Origin of the sequence: Mesorhizobium sp. M0664, assembly GCF_040320565.1 — a bacterium.
Taxonomy (GTDB): Bacteria; Pseudomonadota; Alphaproteobacteria; order Rhizobiales; family Rhizobiaceae; genus Mesorhizobium.
The window spans coordinates 287,491-304,897 of sequence record NZ_JAMYPW010000002.1; the positions used below are offsets into that span (position 1 = coordinate 287,491).

Below are 17,407 nucleotides of genomic sequence, written 5' to 3' on the forward strand. Positions count from 1 at the left end.
ACGTCAGCGTTCGAAGGCGTCCAGCATCCGGTACCAGGCGATGGTCGCGGCAACGCCGACCTGCCGAAAGGCGTGAAACGGGATCGGTCGGATCGGCGAGACCGGGAACGGCAATTGCCTGGTGTCACCACTCGACAAATAGGAGGCGATGCGCTCGCCAAGCGCGGTCATCAGGCCGATGCCGCGGCCCTGGCAGCCAACCACCGCCAGCAGACCCTTCTCTGGCTCGTGGATATGCGGAAGATGGTCCGGCGTCATTGCCACCCGGCCGAACCACCGCTTTTCAATGGCAATGTCTGACAGCGCCGGATAAAGCCGCAGCAGCGCGCGCTCCAGATGCGCCCAGTCGGCCGGGCCGTTCGGCAAGGCCATGCGGCCGCGTCCGCCGAGCACCAGCCGGCCATCGGCACTCTTGCGGTAATAGACGAGGATGCGGCGCGAATCCGACACTGCCTGCCCTTCCGGCAGGATAGCCGCCGCGAGATTGGACGATAGCGGTGCTGTCGCGATCTGGAAGGAATGCAGCGGGACGATCGTCTCGGCGAGGCCGGGAAGCAGGCCGCCGGTATAGGCGTTGGTCGCCAGGATAATCGCCTTGGCCTTGAGTTCGGCGCCGCTTTCCGTAGAAACGTGCCAAATGCCAGCATTCTGGCTGATCTGCATCACGTTCTGGCGTTCGGCGATTTTCACGCCCGCCGCTACAGCGACGCGCGCCAGTTCCGACGTGTAGGCGAGCGGATCGATGACACCGGCGCGGCGATCGAGCCAGCCGCCGAGATAGCCTTGCGCGCCGGTCATCGTCGCGATCTCCGTCGCGCTCAGCAGCCGGACATCGGCGCCGCGCGCCCGCCACTGCCGATCCCGGCTTGCCGCCGCTTTCAGCGCGGTCTCGGTATGCGCGGCCTGGATCCAGCCATTGCGGACGAACGGCACCGCCAGTCTTTCGTCGCGGATCAATTCGAAGACGGTGTCAGCGGTCGAGGCGGCAAAGTTGACGAGCGCTTCGCCGCGTTCGAGACCAAAATGCTCCAGCAGCCAGTCCGGATCGTATTTCAGGCCGGGAATGACCTGACCGCCGTTCAGGCCGGATGCGCCATTGCCAATTTCGCCGGCCTCCAGCACCTGGACGGCAAGGCCGAGCCGGGCAGCGTGCAAGGCTGTCGACAGCCCCATGATACCGCCGCCGACGATAACGACATCGACGCATTGGCCGGCGGGAAAAAGCGACTGGAACGCGGTGGCTGTCCGCGGCTTCTGCCAGATTGGATCGGAAAACCGTACGGGCAAGCGTCACCTGGAGATTTCAGTAGGTGAAAACCCTAGCGACGGTTTCATTATTTTGAAAGAGCGTTTTCCGTCGCCGTTGGCGCACGTCAGGCTCAATCAAGGTCCAGCGATGCGAAGACCGCTTGAAAGAATTGACAAAGCTCGTCCTGCAGGCGGGATAGACCTTTGGCGGGAATTTGTTGAAAGTGCCGCGGCCGAAGGACAAGACAACAGGAAATGTAAGCCATGACGAACGCCACACATTTGCCCGCCGAAGGCCTCTTCGTGGGCCGCGCCAGGGCGAGCGATGCTTCCCATCCGCTGGTGGTCACGGTGCGTGACGGCACGGTCTTCGATATCACGTCAAATGTGGCGCCGACCGTGCGCGACGTTTGCGAATTGCCGGATCCGGCGGGGCACGTCCGCTCGGCCAAGGGGCGGCCGATCGGCCCGCTCGATGCCATTGCCGCCAGCAGTTTCGAGACAGCGCGCGATCCGGGGAAACCGTACCTGCTGTCCCCCGTCGACCTGCAGGCGATCAAAGCGTCTGGCGTCACCTTTGTCGTCAGCCTGCTCGAACGGGTGATCGAGGAGCAGGCGCGCGGTTCGGCGGAAAAGGCCGACGCCATTCGCGCCGACATCGCCGGGCTGATCGGCCACGATCTGTCGAAGCTCAAGCCCGGCTCGCCGGAAGCGATGGAGATCAAGGCCAAGCTGATTGCGCGCGGCGCCTGGTCGCAATATCTGGAAGTCGGCATCGGCCCCGATGCCGAGATCTTCACCAAGTGCCAGCCGATGGCCTCGGTCGGCTTCGGCGCCGATGTCGGCCTGCATCCGGTTTCGACATGGAACAATCCGGAGCCGGAGATCGCCATGATTGCCGCCAGCAGCGGCAGGATTGTCGGGGCGACGATCGGCAACGACGTCAATCTGCGCGACGTCGAGGGGCGCTCGGCGCTGCTGCTCGGCAAAGCCAAGGACAACAACGCTTCGGCAGCACTTGGCCCCTTTATCCGGCTGTTCGATGAGACGTTTTCCATTGGCGACGTGAAGCAGGCGATCGTACGCCTGAAGGTCGAGGGCGAGGATGGGTTCTCGCTGGAGGGCGCCAGTTCGATGGCCGAGATCAGCCGCTCGCCGGAAGAGTTGGTCGCCGCCGCCATGGGGCCGCATCATCAATACCCCGACGGGCTGGCACTTTATCTCGGCACCATGTTCGTGCCGTCGAAGGATCGGGGCGAAACAGGCAAGGGCTTTACCCACAAGGTCGGCGACATCGTCACCATCTCGTCGGAGAAATTCGGCGCCTTGGTCAACCGCGTGCGGCTGTCGCCCGACTGCCCACACTGGACCTACGGCGCCAGCCACCTGATGCGCGACCTCGCCAGGGCCGACCTCATCTAGTCCCGCAGCCTAACATCCGATAGTTTCTAGAATTCTCTGATTGGAAATTACCTGCTCGTCGGCATTCGGGAGAGTCCATTGATCGTCGCTCTTGAGGGCAAGACCCTTGTCGTTACCGGCGGAACGCAAGGGCTTGGCGAGACCATCGCCCGGCTGGCCTCAGCCGACGGCGGCGAAGGGATCGCCATTGTCGGCCGCAATGCCGAGCGTGGCAGACGCATCGCCGAAGAGCTTTCACGACCAAGCCGGCCCGTCGTCTTCATCCAGGCCGATCTTGCAGATCCGGCCGCGCCTGCAGCTGTCATGGCGGAAGCGATCAAAAGACTCGGCCGCATCGATTGTCTGGTGAACGCCGCGGCCCTCACCGACCGGGCCTCGCTGGAAACTGGCACAATCGACGACTGGGACAGGTTATTTTCCGTCAATGCGCGCGCGCCGTTCTTCCTCATGCAGGCGGCCGTAGCCGACATGAAGACACGGCGGGCGGCGGGGGCCATCGTCAACATACTGTCGGTGAATGCGCATTGCGGTGCGCCGGACCTTGCCATCTATTCCGCAACCAAGGGCGCGCTTTCGACGCTGACCAGAAACATTGCCAACGCGCATCTTTCCGATCGCATCCGCGTCAACGGCATCAACATGGGCTGGGTAGCGACGCCGGCCGAACAAGAGATGCAGGCGCGCACGCTGGGCAAGGGCGAAAACTGGGCAAAGATTGCCGCCGCCGGCCTGCCGCTTGGTCGATTGCTGACCATGGACGAAGTCGCCCAGCTAACGCTGTTCCTGCTCAGCGACGCCTCCGGGCTGATGACCGGGACGCTTATCGACCTAGAGCAATCCGTGCTCGGCGCGCCGCCGCGCAGCATTGCATGACGGTCGCAAGGCCGATCGTCGCCCGCCTGGAAAATATCAGCCAAACTGATGCAATCTGATGGGATTGCTGATGGCGCGGTGCCTTGCGCCAACGTCCATTGGCAATCGAGGCTTGCCATCGATCGAAAAAGGGAATGCTCTAATGCGCCCAGGTCGACGCTGGCAAATGCGATCACGGCTTTGGCCGCGCACGGTTTTTGGCCGCGATCGTCGTCGGAGGAGGAGTTCGGTTCAAATGGGAGGAAATCAAATGCTGACGAGGCTAAGACTGCTTGTACTTGGCTTGGTGGTGGCCCTGGCCATTCCGGCCGCGGCACAGGCCAAGACGTTCTACTGGATTTCGCATGGCGGCCCGGCCGATCCGGTCTGGACCTACTTCCTTGCCGGCGCCAAGCAATGGGCGGCGGACACCGGCAACACCGTCAACACGTCGTTCCACAATGGCGACGTGGCGTCGCAGCAGGAGGCTGTTCGCGCCGCGATTTCCGCCAAGGCCGACGGCATCACCACGACCAGCCCTGATCCGGGCAGCCTTGTGGAGATCGCCAAGGAAGCGCGGGCGGCGAACATCCCGATCATCAACTTCAACACGCCCGACCCGAAGGCGGACTTCAACGCCTATGTCGGCGGCGACAACGTCACCTTCGGCAAACATTGGGCGCAGTATCTGGTCGACAAGGGCCTTGTGAAGAAGGGCGACTTCGTCTGGATGCCGGTCGAGATTCCCGGCGCCACCTATGGCGTCCAGGAAGAGGAAGGCATCAAGAGCGTGTTCGAGCCGCTCGGCATCACCTATGAAATCACCGAAGCGACGCTCGACCAGGCCGAAGTGATCAACCGCATGGTCGATTACCTCACCGCCAACAGGGCCAAGGTCAAGGCGGTTATCGGCCTCGGCGACCTTGTCACCGGTTCGATCAAGCGGGTGTTCGACCAGGTCGGCGTCAAGCCGGGCGAAATTCCGGTCGTCGGCTGGGGCAACTCGCTCGACACCACCCAGGAAGTGCTGAACGGCTACGTCAATGCCGCGCAGTGGCAGGATCCGCAGGCGACCAGCTACGTCGCGCTCTCGCTCGCCAACATGGCGGCGAGCGGTATTCCGCCCGGCTTCGACGTGATCACCGGCGCGCTCTATGAGAAGGACACCGCGGCAGTCTACGACAAGATCCTGTCCGGTAAATAAATCCGCGATCGAGTTGGTCACGGCCGCTTCGGCGGCCGTGACTGTCTCATCATTCCGCCGAAGCCGGTTGCGGTCGCGGCAAATCCAATCCTATCGCGGGTCCAAGGTGGAAAATCGTTCTCTTATCCAACGCTCGATCGCGCGGCCCGAGTTCGGGCCGTTTGTGCTGCTCGTCGTCGAGATCGCCGTGTTCTGGGGCATCAACCACGACTTCCTGTCGCCGCAAAACATCTCGAACACGCTGGCCTTTACGGTCGAGCTCGGGCTGATCGCGCTGGCGATGACGCTGTTGATGACATCAGGCGAATTCGATCTCTCGGTCGGCTCGGTGTTCGGTTTCTCGCCGGTCCTGATGTGGACGTTGTTTAACAGCGGCGTCGCCTCGCTGGAAGCCGCCTTCGTCATTGCGCTGGTGGTCGCTGCGTTCATTGGACTGGTCAATGGCTGGTTCGTGACGCAGCTCAAGATCCCGTCCTTCCTGGTGACGCTGGGCATGCTGCTGGTGGTGCGCGGCACCGCTTTGTTCGTCACCAACGGGTTTCCGCAGCGGACCTGGAGCGCCGAGGGCAGCTGGCTGGCGGAAGCGCTGGTCGGCGATTTCTTCATCGGGCCGTTCCGTATCTACATGTCGCTGTTCTGGTTCATCGCCGCCGCAATCGCGCTCGGTTACGTGCTGACGCAGAGCCGGACAGGCAACTGGATCCAGGCAGCCGGCGGCAACCCGAGTGCTGCAAGGGCGCGCGGCGTCAATGTCAGCGGCGTCAAGATCGGCCTGTTCATCCTGTCGTCGATCCTGGCCTCGCTTGCCGGCGTCATCTCCTCGCTGCGTACCTCTGCGGCCAACCCCAACAGCGGCACCGGCTACGAGCTCGAAGTCATCGCCATGGTGGTGATCGGCGGCACGGCGCTGACAGGCGGGCGCGGCACAATCATCGGCACGGTGCTCGGTATCCTGATCCTGCGCGTGATGCGCAACGGCATCGTGCTGATCGGTGTGCCGGGCCTTGCCTATAATATTTTCATCGGCGCCATCATCCTCGGCATGATGGCGCTCCATTCATGGCTGGAACGCCGGCATCAGGCAGGGACTTGATCCATGGCCGAACCGCTTGTCCGCATGGAAAATATCCGCAAGTCCTATGGCCGCGTGCAGGCGCTGGTTGATGCCAATTTCCATGTCAACGAAAGGGAGATCGTCGGCCTGCTCGGCGACAACGGCGCCGGCAAGTCGACGCTGATCAAAGTGCTGTCGGGCGCGGTCCCGCTGACCAGCGGCGATATCTTCATCCGCGGCAAGAAGGTGAATTTGCGCACTACCAGCGACGCCATCGCGCATGGCATCGAGACGATCTACCAGGACTCGGCGCTGGTGACGCAGCTGTCGATCGCCCGCAACCTGTTTCTCGGGCGCGAGCCGATCAAGCCGCCGCGCTTCCTCAATCGGATGGACCAGGAGGCAATGAACGTGGTTGCCCGCGACCTGCTCAAGCAGGTCGGCATCTCGAAGAACATCCCGCCGACGACGCCGATCGGCTCGCTCTCCGGTGGCGAGCGGCAGGCGGTGGCGATTGCGCGCGCCATGCATTTCGACAGCGACCTCATCATCCTCGACGAGCCGACCAACAATCTCGGCGTCGCCGAAACGCAAGGCGTGCTGAGCTTCGTGCGCAGCGCCCGCGATTCCGGCCATTCCTGCATCTTCATCGCCCACAACATCCATCATGTCTTCCAGGTGGTCGACCGCATCGTCGTCATGCGCCGCGGTAAGGTGGTCGCCGACGATATTGACCCGAAGAAGACCAGCGTCGCCGAAGTCGAACGTGTCATCACCGGCATGTCGGACAAGGAGATCCATGACGCGCTGGTCGAGGGCACGCAACGGCCCGGCTGAGCAGCCGGGGGTCGGGCTGATCGTCGAGGCACTGGATCGCATCGCCACATGGTTGCGACATGAAAGCCACCGTTTCGGATATTGCCAGGAGCTGCGGCCTGTCGACCGCGACGGTCGACCGCGTGCTCAACAACCGGCCGGGGGCCAGTGCCGCCAACCGGCAGCGCGTGATGGAGGCGGCCAAGCAGCTCGGCTATCTGCCGGTCGTCGACCAGGTCGCGTTGCCATCGCGGCCGGCGCATCTCGAATTCTTCCTGCCGATCGGCAGCAATGCCTTCATGGCCGATCTGGCCAGGCACATCGAGGATTATGCGGCGCGCCTGCCGCTGGTCGCCTCCTGCCGCATCCACAAGCTCGCCGGCATCTCGCCGAGCGCCTTGCAGGCGGCCGTCGAAAACCTCTCGCTCAAGGCGAACGGCGTCGGCGTCATCGCCATCGATCATCCGAGAACGCGCAACATCTTGCGCGAGATCGTCGAGGCCGGCATCCGCCTGGTCACACTGGTGTCCGATGTTCCTGGCGCGCCCCGCTCGGCCTATGTCGGCATCGACAACCGGGTGGCCGGCCGCACCGCGGCGCTGCTGATGGGACGGTTCCTCGGCGGCCGCCAGGGCCATCTGGCGATGGTCATCGGTGCACGCTCCTACCGCGGCCACGAGGAACGCGAGATGGGCTTTCGCTCCGTGCTCGGCGAGGAGTTCCCCAACCTAACCGTCACCAGCGCCGTGGAGATCAACGACGAGCCGGAGGTCAGTTATACCGCGACCATGAAGGCGCTGCACAACGAGCCGGAGCTGCTCGGCATCTATTGTATCGGCGCCGGGCGCTCGGGCGTGGCAAAAGCATTGCTCGAAGTCAGGCCGCAGACGAAGCCGGTGTTCATCTGCCATGATCTGACGCGCGAGACGCGCGGCTATCTCGTCGACGATCTGCTCGACGTCGTCATCGACCAGAATGCGCGGCTGATCGCCGAACAGTCGGTCATTCGCCTGCTCGGCTCGATCGCCTCGTCGGCGCCCTATCTGACGCGGAAATTCATCGAGCCGCGCCTGATCTTCAAGGAAAATGTCCCGGTGCAGTGATGTCGCGCGAGGCGATGGTCGCTCGGGCCTCGATCGTTAAAATTCGGTTGATACCGCAAATCTGCACATCACCTATGCAACTTTTGTGGTTGCCGAATCATTGGGCAATCGATAGTTTCGCAGGTGTCGGCCATCTACTCCTCCCAGATGCGATGCCGACGCTGAGTGCGGTACACCTCCTCCCGTGCCGTATTCGAAATCGAGCCCGCTGCCACCTCCTCCCGGCAGCGGGCTTTTTTTGTTCCAGCTCCGGGATAGCGGCCAATGCTTGCGGTCAGGACAGCACCGGACACGTTTGCTGATCCGCGGATCGATGAGCTTCGCTGCGACCGCCGCGGCTTGTCGGGCAGAATCCTGTCACAGTTGTCACTCTCACCGGTTCGCCGGCGGCCCTATCCTGCCTCACGACCAGCAATCAACGCCGCGCCGGCCATGGTGCGGAGGATCGGCACAGGAGACGCGAGATGGCACATCGCGATGGGACGAGACATCACCCGGCGGCGCGGCCCGCAATCGAAACGCCACGTATCGTTTCGCCGCTTGCGAGACTATCTGGCCCTGAAAGACGTGATCAGGCCTTCCGCCATGCGGACGAACTGCGCGCTCGGGCCCTCGGCGCCGACGCTTTGCAGGCTGACGCGGGCGCCCTCGAGCAACAGCGACAGCGTGTCCGCAAGAAGCTCGGCCTGTCCGATGCCGGCATCGCGACACAGCGAGACCAGCCGCTCGCGCTGCGCTTCCTTGAGTTCCTTGATCACTTGCCTTGCCGGATGATCGGCCTCGCTCAGCTCGATGGCGGCGTTGGCCATGTCGCAACCGCGACGATCCGACATCAGGCAATCGGCCGCCATCCGGACCCAGGCGTGCAGCTGCGCCAGCTTGTCGCCCGGATTCTCGGCCTCGAACTTTTCCCACATCGCGTTGGCGCTGCAAGCGGTCGCCCGCAGACATTCGATGATCAGGTCGTCCTTGGACTCGAAATGTCGGTAGAGCGTCATCTTGTTGGTGCCGGCGGCCTCGGTAATGGCGTCGATGCCGACGCCGCGAATGCCATGCTTGTGAAACATGTCCCGTGCCGTCTCCAGGATCCTGTCCCGGGGGCGAACACGCTCCACAACACCGTCTGTCATCAAAACCTCCGTGATTGCGTTTCCCGAAATTCCCTCGGTGCACCTCTTGACTAGGGTGTTACCGGTCTGTAACGTTAGAGATGTTACTTACCTGTAACACCCGCATTGCATCATGTCAAACTCGCAAGTGCCGGCCACCAGCCGCGCCCCGATCGGCAAGGGGACGAACCGCACCTTACGGCCTCGGCCGGCGAGCAAGAAAACACCCGATCCGCGGCTTGCCGCGAATCACCAAAAACCAGGAGCCGCTTCGATGTCGCAGCGCAATGATCTGACGATCGATGAAGTCGTGAGGGATCCGATGATCCGCATGCTGATGAAGGCCGACCGCGTCGACCCGCGGTCTTTCGAGGCGATGCTGCGTGCGCTGGCGGATGAGCAGGCCGAGCGCCGCAATGCGCCGCGCCGCCTTGAAGATTTCGGCTTTCTCGAAGATTCCGGCTCAACACGCAGCCGGCGGCTGTCCAGGGTAGCCAGGGCGTTTGGCCGGGCCAGAGCATCGGGCGAGGCTTGCATCTCATGGTAAACTTCTTCATTCATCGTCCGATCTTTGCGTCGGCGATCGCCATCATCATGGTGCTCGCCGGAGCGATCTGTTATTTCCTCCTGCCCGTCTCGCAGTTTCCCGACATCACGCCGCCCCAGGTCGTGGTCAGCGCCCATTACCCGGGCGCCAGCGCGCAGGTCGTCGCCGACACGGTGACGACGCCGCTCGAACAGCAGATCAACGGCGTCCAGGGGATGACCTATATGTCGTCGTCGAGCTCCAATGACGGCTCCTCGACGATCACCATCACCTTCGACGTCGGCTACGATCTGAGCACGGCGGCCGTCGACGTCCAGAACCGCGTTTCGCAGGCGGCTTCCTCGTTGCCGGCCATCGTCAACCAGGGCGGCGTGACGATCAAGAAGCAGAACCCGAACTTCGTCCTGATCGTCGACCTCACCTCGCCGGACGGTTCCGTCAACCCGGTCGCGCTGAGCAATCTCGCCTATCTGCAGGTGGTCGATCCGCTGAAGCGCCTGCCCGGCGTCGGCGACGTGCAGATCTTCGGCGAGCGGCGCTATTCGATGCGCATCTGGCTCGACCCCGACAAGCTCGCCAATCTCGGCATTACTGCCGTCGACGTGCAGAACGCCGTCGCCGAGCAGAACGTCCAGGTGGCGGCCGGCAAGATCGGGCAATCACCGGCTCCCGCCGGCACCGCCTTCGAGATGCAGGTCAACGCCGTCGGCAGGCTGAGCGATCCCAAGGAGTTCGGCGACATCGTCGTGCGGGCCAATACCGCCAACGGCTCGCTGGTCAGGCTGCGCGACGTTGCGCGCATCGAGCTCGGTGCGCTGCAATATTCGTCGTCGGCCTTCTTCGGCAAGGACCCGACGGTGGTGCTCGCGGTCTACCAGATGCCGGGCTCCAACGCGCTCGATCTGCAGCAACGTGTCAAGGACAAGATGCAGGAGCTGTCGGCCCGTTTCCCGAAGGGCGTCAGCTACGCCATGCATTACGATACGACACGTTTCGTTTCGGCCTCAATGCACGACGTGCTGATCACGCTCGGCGAAGCGCTGGTCCTGGTCGTCGCCGTGGTGTTCATCTTCCTGCAAAGCTGGCGCACCACGATCATCCCGACGATCGCAATTCCGGTGTCGCTGGTGGCGACGCTGGCCGTCATGCATATGCTTGGCTTCTCACTGAACATGCTCAGCCTGCTCGGCATGGTGCTGGCGATCGGCCTCGTCGTCGACGACGCCATCGTCGTCGTCGAGAATGTCGAACGCCAACTTGAGGCCGGCCTCAAACCGCTGGCTGCCACGCGTACGGCGATGGCAGAGGTTACCGGCCCGATCATCGCCACGACCGCCGTGCTGATGGCTGTGTTCGTGCCGGTTGCCTTCATTCCCGGCGTGTCCGGCCGGCTCTACAACCAGTTCGCCCTGACTGTGGCGATCTCCTTCGGCATTTCGGCCTTCGTCTCGCTGACGCTTACTCCGTCGCTCAGCGCCGCCTTCCTGCGCCACCGGCCGGAAACACAGTTCGTGCTGTTCCGCTGGTTCAACATGGGCTTCGAACGGCTGGCGCATGCCTATGCGAATGGCGTACGCATTCTCATCCGCCTGCGCTGGATCATGCTTGGCGTGTTCGCAGCCGGACTTGTCGCGACCTATTTCGTCTGGCAGCGCCTGCCCTCGACCTTCCTTCCGGTCGAGGACCAGGGCTATTTCTTCGCCGTCATCCAGCTCCCCGACGGGGCCTCGCTGGAACGCACCGACGCGGTGGCGCAAAAGGCACGCGACATCCTGCAGAACACGCCCGGCGTCGACATCGTCGGCTCGATCAGCGGCTTGAACTTCCTGACCAGCGCCGCGCAGTCGAACTCGGCGGTCGAATTCGCCATCCTGAAGCCATGGGACGAACGCGGCCCCGACCAGAGCGCCTCGAAGCTCGTCGCCGATGTGCGCAACAAGCTGCTGCAAATTCCGGAGGCTTTTGCGCTGAGTTTCGACCCGCCGTCGATCCCGGGCATCGGCACCACCGGTGGCTTCGAGTTCCAGGTCGAGGACCTGACCGGCCGCGGCAGCGTGGCGCTCAACGATGCGACGCAAGCGGTGATTGCCGAGGCGCGCAAGCAGCCCGAGCTCAACCCGCAGCAATTGTTCTCGTCGTTCTCGACCTCGACGCCGCAGTTCAACTACGATCTCGATCGCGCCAAGGCGAAGCTGCTCGGGCTCAACCTGCCGGACGTGTTCAATACGCTGCAGATCTATCTCGGCTCGCTCTATGTGAACGATTTCAACCTGTTCGGCCGCACCTTCCGGGTGACGATCCAGGCCGACAAGGACTCTCGCGCCGGTCCGGCCGACATTTCGCGGCTCTATGTCCGCAATGCCTCGGGTGGGATGGTGCCGCTGAGCACGCTGGGCAAGCTTGTGCCGATCGTCGGCCCCGAGACCGTGCCGCATTACAACAACAATGCGTCGGCCCTGATCAATGGCGGCGCCGCGCCCGGCTTTTCGTCCGGCCAGGCGGTGGCGGCGATGGAACGTGCCGCTGCCACGGCGTTGCCGAGAGATTTCGGCTACGAATGGACCGGCATCACCTATCAGGAGCTCAAGGCGGGATCGATCGCATCCGTCGTCTTTGGTCTCGCGATCGTCTTCGTCTTCCTGATCCTCGCCGCGCAATATGAGAGCTGGGCGATGCCGTTCATGGTGCTGCTGGCGGTGCCGCTCGCATTGTTCGGTGCGTTCGTCGTGCTGTGGCTGCGTGGCATGCAGATCGACGTCTATTCGCAGATCGGCTTCGTCATGCTGATCGGACTGGCGGCCAAGAACGCGATTCTGATCGTCGAGTTTGCCCGGCGCCGGCGCGAAGAAGGCCTCAGCATCGTCGACGCCGCGATGGAAGCGGCGCGGCTTCGGCTGCGACCGATCCTGATGACCGCCTTCGCCTTCATCCTCGGCGTGCTGCCGCTGATGTTCGCTACAGGTGCAGGTGCCGCAAGCCGGCAGTCGATCGGCACCACCGTCTTTGGCGGCATGGTCGCGGCGACGATCCTGTCGCTGGTGTTCGTGCCGGTCTTCTATGCGGTGATCGAGCAGCTGCGCGAGCGCCGCAGCGAGAGCGAACCGGTTTCCGAAGCGACCGAACAACCAACTGCCGAACCCGCCTTCGAGCCATTGGCCGAAGCGGCCGAATAGGACTGGAGAATTGATCATGCGTAAATGGAAAATTGCGCTGGGAACGGCCGTCGCCCTTGGGGCGATTTCGGTGGCGAGCGTTCACCTGCTCGACATGGGCAGCCTCAGCCTCAACGCGGGCACAGCCGGGGCGGCAACACCCAAGCCGGAAGCCTTTGTCATGCCGGTGCCGGTGGTGAGCGTCGTCAAGAAGACGATCCCGATCTATCTTGACTACGCCGCCCGGGTGGAGCCGATCCGCAGCATCACGCTGCAGGCGCGCGTGCCGGGTTATCTGCAGGAGCAGGTTGCCACCGACGGCAGCGACGTGGCGAAGGGCGACCTTCTCTACAAGATCGCGCCGGAGGATTTTCAGGCTGCCCTCGAGCAGGCGAAGGCGCTTATCCAGCGCGACACGGCGACGCTCGACTATGCGCGCTCCAATCTCGGGCGCGGCAGCGAACTCGCCAAGAGCGGCTATCTCGCCAAGGACGTGTTCGACCAGCGCACCAGCACCTTGCGTGAGGCTCAGGCCTCGCTCGCCGTGAACCAGGCCGCCTTGCGGACCGCCGAGCTCAATTTGAGCTATACCGAAATCCGAGCCCCGTTCGCGGGACGCATCGGACGCAGCCAGGCTTCCGTTGGAACGCTGGTCAGCGTTGCCGGCACCGTGCTCAATTCGCTGGTGCAGCTCGATCCGATCTACGTCACCTTCAATCCGAGCGAAACGGACCTGACCCAGATCGAGGAAGCCCGGGCCGCGGGACCGATCAGTGTCGACGTCCTGCTTCCCGGTGAAACGGAACCGCGCCAGAAGGGCGATCTTACCTTCATAGACAACACGATCGATCGCTCGACCGGCACGATCACGGCACGGGCGACGATCGGCAACGGCAAGTTCACGCTGCTGCCCGGCCAATATGTCCGCGTCCGGCTGCACGTCAAAGAGCAGCCCGATGCGCTGATGGTACCGCAGACGGCACTCGGCTCAGGCCAGCTCGGCAAATACCTCTATGTCGTCGGCAAGGACAACACGGTCGACCAGCGTATCGTTTCGCTCGGACCGACCAATGGCGATCAGGTCGCCATCTTGAGCGGTGTGGCCGAAGGCGACCGGGTGATTACCGGCAATCTGCAGAAGATCGGCCCGGGAATGCCGGTCTCGCCGCTGCCCGAGAAACCGGCCACCTGATAACCCCCATCAGGTCCGGTTCCGCGGCGTCCTCGGCTCCCACGCCAAGGGCGCCGTTTTTGCTATGTTTCGTTTTACGCAATTCCTTGGGAAAGCGCTACATCACGCCGGCTTCGAGAAGCCGGCGTGATGTTCAGCGATGAAGAACGGTTCGGTTTTTGCGGCCGTGCGGCCTGACGGCCTTGCCGGCGCCGCAAGCCAGCCGGCCAAGCGGAAGTCAAGAAATCCACAACCCGCCTCTTGTTAGATTGTCGACAATCTGCTTGTCTTGGTTTCGGTTCCTGGAGCAGCCGAATGGCAAAGCTGGATTTCAGTCCGATCGCGGATACGACACGCAGGGCCGAGATCGTGGGGCTGCTCCGGCGGGCGATCCTGACCGGCCAGCTGGAACCTGGACAGAAGCTCAACGAACTCAGGATTTCCGAGCAGATGCGGGTGAGCCGCGCGCCGCTGCGCGAGGCGATGCGCGAGTTGGTGCAGGAAGGCATCCTGACCAGCATTCCCTACGCCGGAACCTTTGTCATCGACGTCACCGCCAAGGACATCGACGACGCCTATTCGCTCAACAAGGTGCTCGACGAGTTCGCCATCGCGCGGACCTGGCCGCTTCGCGACCAGCGCTTCTTCGACGAGCTTGACCGGCGCCATGCGGCGGTGAAGCAGGCGACGCGCGACCTGGACACGACGCGGCAGATCGAAACGGCGCTGCAACTGCATGGCCTGATCCACGAATGGGCCGACAATTCGGTGCTGCTTGAAACGTGGCAACGGCTGACCAGCCGGCTGCAGATGTATTTCGCGCTGCACCAGCGGGCGCGCAACGAGCCGGTGCCTGCCGAAGATGCTCACGAGACCTATGTGCGGCTGCTCAAGGGCACCGACATGCCCGCCGCCCAGCGCCATGCCAAGGAGCATATCGATTTGGATTTCGAGGAACTGCTCGCCTATGCGCGCGGGCTGGAACAGCGCGGCTCAAAGGGCGCCGGCGCCGATCGTGCCGGCCGACCTAAAGGCGGCTGAGCCCGACAAATTTGACGGACATCCCGGAACACAGACAACGGACAGAAAACGTGCAGATCAAAACCATCAAGGCCTACCATGTCGTGCAGCCCTTCGTGGACGGGCCTTACCGCATGTCCAAGGGGCGTGTCGCCGATGCGTTCGACGCGGTGATCGTCGCCGTCATCGCCGATAGCGGGCTCACCGGCTGGGGCGAGATGGCGCCGCTTGGCAATTTCTATTCGCCTGCCTTCGCTGCGGGTACTCGCGCCGGTGTCGTCGAGATCGCGCCGCATCTCATTGGCCATGACCCACGCGGGCTAGCCAGTATCAACAGGCTGATGGACACCGTGTTCAAGGGCCATCCCTACATCAAGTCGGCGCTCGACATGGCATGCTCGGATCTCGCGGCGCGCGCCGTCGACGTGCCGCTGGTCACCCTGCTTGGCGGGCGCGAAAGCGAGACGGCCGAACTCTACAAGGTCGTCACCCACGGCACGGTCGACGCGATGGCCGCGCTCGCCAAGCACATCGTCAAGAACGGCTTTCATCGGCTGCAAGTCAAGGTCGGCGGCAACGTCCATGACGACATCGAACGCGTCACAGCCGTCGCCGCCGCCGTGCCGAAGGGCACCGTCATCTTCTGCGACGCCAATGCCGGTTGGACGTCTTACCAGGCGCGCCAGTTCGTGGATGCGACGCGCACCATCGACTACACGTTCGAGCAGCCCTGCACGACGATCGACGAATGCCTGTCGGTGCGCCGCTCGCTCGACAAGCCGATGGTGCTCGATGAATCCGTCGCCTCGCTTGATGATATGCTCGATATCCATCGCAAGGGCGCGGCCGACGGGCTGACGCTGAAGATCTCACGCCTCGGTGGCGTCACCAAAACGCGCCAGATCCGCGACCTTGCCGTCGACCTCGGCTTCATGATCACGGTCGAGGACACTGGCGGCGCCGAGATCGACACATCGGCCATGGCGCATCTGTCGCTGTCGACGCCGGAGGAACGCCGGCTGCACGCCATCGCCTTTCACGAATGGGTGACGGTGCGCACCGCATCCAACATGCCGCCGGTTTCGGGAAGCCGTATGGGCATTCCGGATGGGCCGGGCCTCGGCATCGATGTCGTTCCCGGCCTGCTCGGTGCGCCCTTCTTCGAAATCGGCAGCTGAGCTGCAACAAGGCTGCACCCAATCAAGCTGAATATGCCGCGTCCTTCTGACTGCCGTGCGGATTGACCGCTCATCCAATCGTCTTCGGCCGATTGCAGAGCGACAATGCCCAATTGCCGGTTGAAATATTTTTCATTTGCAAATAGAAATGTTCAAAACGTTGATTTGGACGCTGCGGCGCGTCAGGAACTGGAGGAAGCGACATGTCCCATCCGCAATTTGCAGCGGAACTTCTGCAGCGCGCTGAACAGCAGGGGCCGATCACCATCGGGCTTGCCGGCGCCGGACAGATGGGCACCGACATCGTCGTCCAGGTCGCGCTGATGCCGGGCATGCGGATCGGCGCCATTTCCGAAGTCAGGCCGCAGGCAGCGATCGACGCGGCGCTGCTCGCTGGCCATAACCGTTCCGACATCGTCCAGGCCGGCAATGCGGCCGCGATCGACCGCGCCATCGAGGCCGGCAAGATCGCGGTGACCGAAGATTTGCATGCGCTGGCGGCGGCCGGCCGGATCGACGTCATCATCGACGCGACGGGCAATCCCAATATCGGCACGCTGTTCGCGCTGGAAGTGATGAAGAACGGCAAGCACATCGTCATGCTCAATGTCGAGGCCGACATCACCATCGGCCGCTTCCTCAAGGACGAAGCGCGTAAGGCCGGCGTCGTATATACCGGTGCGGCCGGCGACGAGCCGGCCTGCACGCTGGAGATCATCGGCTTTGCCAAGAGCCTCGGCTTCAACATCATCGCCGCCGGCAAGGGCAAGAACAATCCGCTGAAGATCGACGCCATGCCGGCCGACTACGAGAAGGAGGCGGCCGAGCGCAACATGAATGCGCGCATGCTGGTCGAATTCGTCGACGGCTCGAAGACGGCGATCGAGATGGTGGCGATCGCCAATGCGACCGGCCTGGTGCCCGATGTGCCAGGAATGCACGGCCCGACCGCGACGCTGGAGGAGCTCGCAAGCGTGCTTTGCCCGCGCGAGGATGGCGGCGTGCTGCACCGCAAGGGCGTTGTCGATTACTCGATCGGCAAGGGTGTGGCGCCCGGCGTGTTCTGCATCATCGAGACCCGGCACCCGCGTGTGCTGGAGCGCATGATCGACCTCAAGGTCGGCAAGGGCCCCTATTTCACGATCTTCCGGCCCTATCATCTGACCAGCCTGGAAGTGCCGCTGTCGGCGGCGCGCGCCGTGGTCTACAAGCGGGCCGACATGGAGCCGCTCGACCATCCTGTGGCCGAGGCGGTCGCGGTCGCCAAGAGCGATCTTGGCGTTGGCCAGTCGCTCGGCATGATCGGCGAGAACGACTATCGCGGCTTCGCCATGACCTGGGGGGATGCGCGCGCCCGTGGCGCCCTGCCGCTCGGCCTTGCCGAACGCGCCAAGGTGGTCAAGCCGCTCAAGACCGGCGACTTCCTGACCTATGAAAATTGTGTACCCGACGATTCGATGGTGATAACCCAGATCCGCCGCCGTCTCGACCAGTCGGACGGACGGTTCGTTACAAACGCAGCCTGACCCCG

At 63.4% G+C, this 17,407-nt stretch carries 14 protein-coding genes; 12 read left to right on the top strand and 2 right to left on the bottom strand.

All coding sequences use genetic code 11. The features are described 5' to 3' along the window. Positions 1-3: 3 nt before the first annotated feature. Entirely contained in the window at positions 4-1,287 is a 1,284-nt protein-coding gene (locus tag NKI39_RS04135) for an NAD(P)/FAD-dependent oxidoreductase (RefSeq protein ID WP_352830778.1), read from the bottom strand. Between the two features lie 225 nt (positions 1,288-1,512). Between NKI39_RS04135 and NKI39_RS04140 the strand changes: the two genes are divergently transcribed. The 6 genes from NKI39_RS04140 (at position 1,513) to NKI39_RS04165 (ending at position 7,699) form a co-directional block, all read left to right on the top strand. Continuing rightward, on the top strand, positions 1,513-2,670 hold the full coding sequence (locus NKI39_RS04140) for a fumarylacetoacetate hydrolase family protein (protein WP_352473385.1): 1,158 nt from the start codon (positions 1,513-1,515) through the stop codon (positions 2,668-2,670). 78 nt (positions 2,671-2,748) lie between these two features. Next, on the top strand, positions 2,749-3,543 hold the full coding sequence (locus tag NKI39_RS04145; RefSeq protein ID WP_352830780.1) for an SDR family oxidoreductase: 795 nt from the start codon (positions 2,749-2,751) through the stop codon (positions 3,541-3,543). A 250-nt stretch (positions 3,544-3,793) separates the two neighbouring features. Beyond that, positions 3,794-4,726 carry a substrate-binding domain-containing protein gene (locus NKI39_RS04150; protein WP_352473388.1) on the top strand — a complete coding sequence of 311 codons (933 nt, stop codon included), beginning with the start codon at positions 3,794-3,796 and terminating at the stop codon, positions 4,724-4,726. A 106-nt stretch (positions 4,727-4,832) separates the two neighbouring features. Then, a complete protein-coding gene (locus NKI39_RS04155; RefSeq protein WP_023674041.1) occupies positions 4,833-5,819 on the top strand; it encodes an ABC transporter permease in 987 nt (328 codons plus the stop codon). Between the two features lie 3 nt (positions 5,820-5,822). Then, positions 5,823-6,617 (top strand): ATP-binding cassette domain-containing protein, encoded by a 795-nt coding sequence (locus NKI39_RS04160; protein WP_352473390.1) that lies wholly within the window; start codon positions 5,823-5,825, stop codon positions 6,615-6,617. 59 nt (positions 6,618-6,676) lie between these two features. Then, a complete protein-coding gene (locus tag NKI39_RS04165; RefSeq protein ID WP_352830782.1) occupies positions 6,677-7,699 on the top strand; it encodes a LacI family DNA-binding transcriptional regulator in 1,023 nt (340 codons plus the stop codon). 548 nt (positions 7,700-8,247) lie between these two features. Here NKI39_RS04165 and NKI39_RS04170 read toward each other — a convergent pair. Further along, positions 8,248-8,829, bottom strand: a complete 582-nt coding sequence (locus NKI39_RS04170; protein WP_031211029.1) for a TetR/AcrR family transcriptional regulator — start codon at positions 8,827-8,829, stop codon at positions 8,248-8,250. Between the two features lie 253 nt (positions 8,830-9,082). Here NKI39_RS04170 and NKI39_RS04175 point away from each other — a divergent pair, with 253 nt between their 5' ends. The 6 genes from NKI39_RS04175 to NKI39_RS04200 all read left to right on the top strand — a co-directional run bounded on the left by NKI39_RS04175 (position 9,083) and on the right by NKI39_RS04200 (position 17,402). Next, positions 9,083-9,355, top strand: a complete 273-nt coding sequence (locus NKI39_RS04175) for a hypothetical protein (protein WP_031211028.1) — start codon at positions 9,083-9,085, stop codon at positions 9,353-9,355. Continuing rightward, on the top strand, positions 9,349-12,528 hold the full coding sequence (locus NKI39_RS04180; RefSeq protein ID WP_352830784.1) for an efflux RND transporter permease subunit: 3,180 nt from the start codon (positions 9,349-9,351) through the stop codon (positions 12,526-12,528). Before NKI39_RS04175 ends, NKI39_RS04180 begins: the two co-directional genes overlap by 7 nt. Before the next feature lie 16 nt (positions 12,529-12,544). Then, positions 12,545-13,699: an efflux RND transporter periplasmic adaptor subunit gene (locus NKI39_RS04185; RefSeq protein WP_352466107.1), complete on the top strand. Its 1,155-nt coding sequence runs from the start codon at positions 12,545-12,547 to the stop codon at positions 13,697-13,699. A 294-nt stretch (positions 13,700-13,993) separates the two neighbouring features. Next, complete coding sequence (locus tag NKI39_RS04190) at positions 13,994-14,719, top strand: GntR family transcriptional regulator (RefSeq protein ID WP_352830786.1); 726 nt, start codon at positions 13,994-13,996, stop codon at positions 14,717-14,719. 50 nt (positions 14,720-14,769) lie between these two features. Next, complete coding sequence (locus NKI39_RS04195) at positions 14,770-15,876, top strand: mandelate racemase/muconate lactonizing enzyme family protein (protein WP_352830788.1); 1,107 nt, start codon at positions 14,770-14,772, stop codon at positions 15,874-15,876. 203 nt (positions 15,877-16,079) lie between these two features. Continuing rightward, complete coding sequence (locus tag NKI39_RS04200) at positions 16,080-17,402, top strand: NAD(P)H-dependent oxidoreductase (RefSeq protein ID WP_352502020.1); 1,323 nt, start codon at positions 16,080-16,082, stop codon at positions 17,400-17,402. Positions 17,403-17,407: the final 5 nt, after the last annotated feature.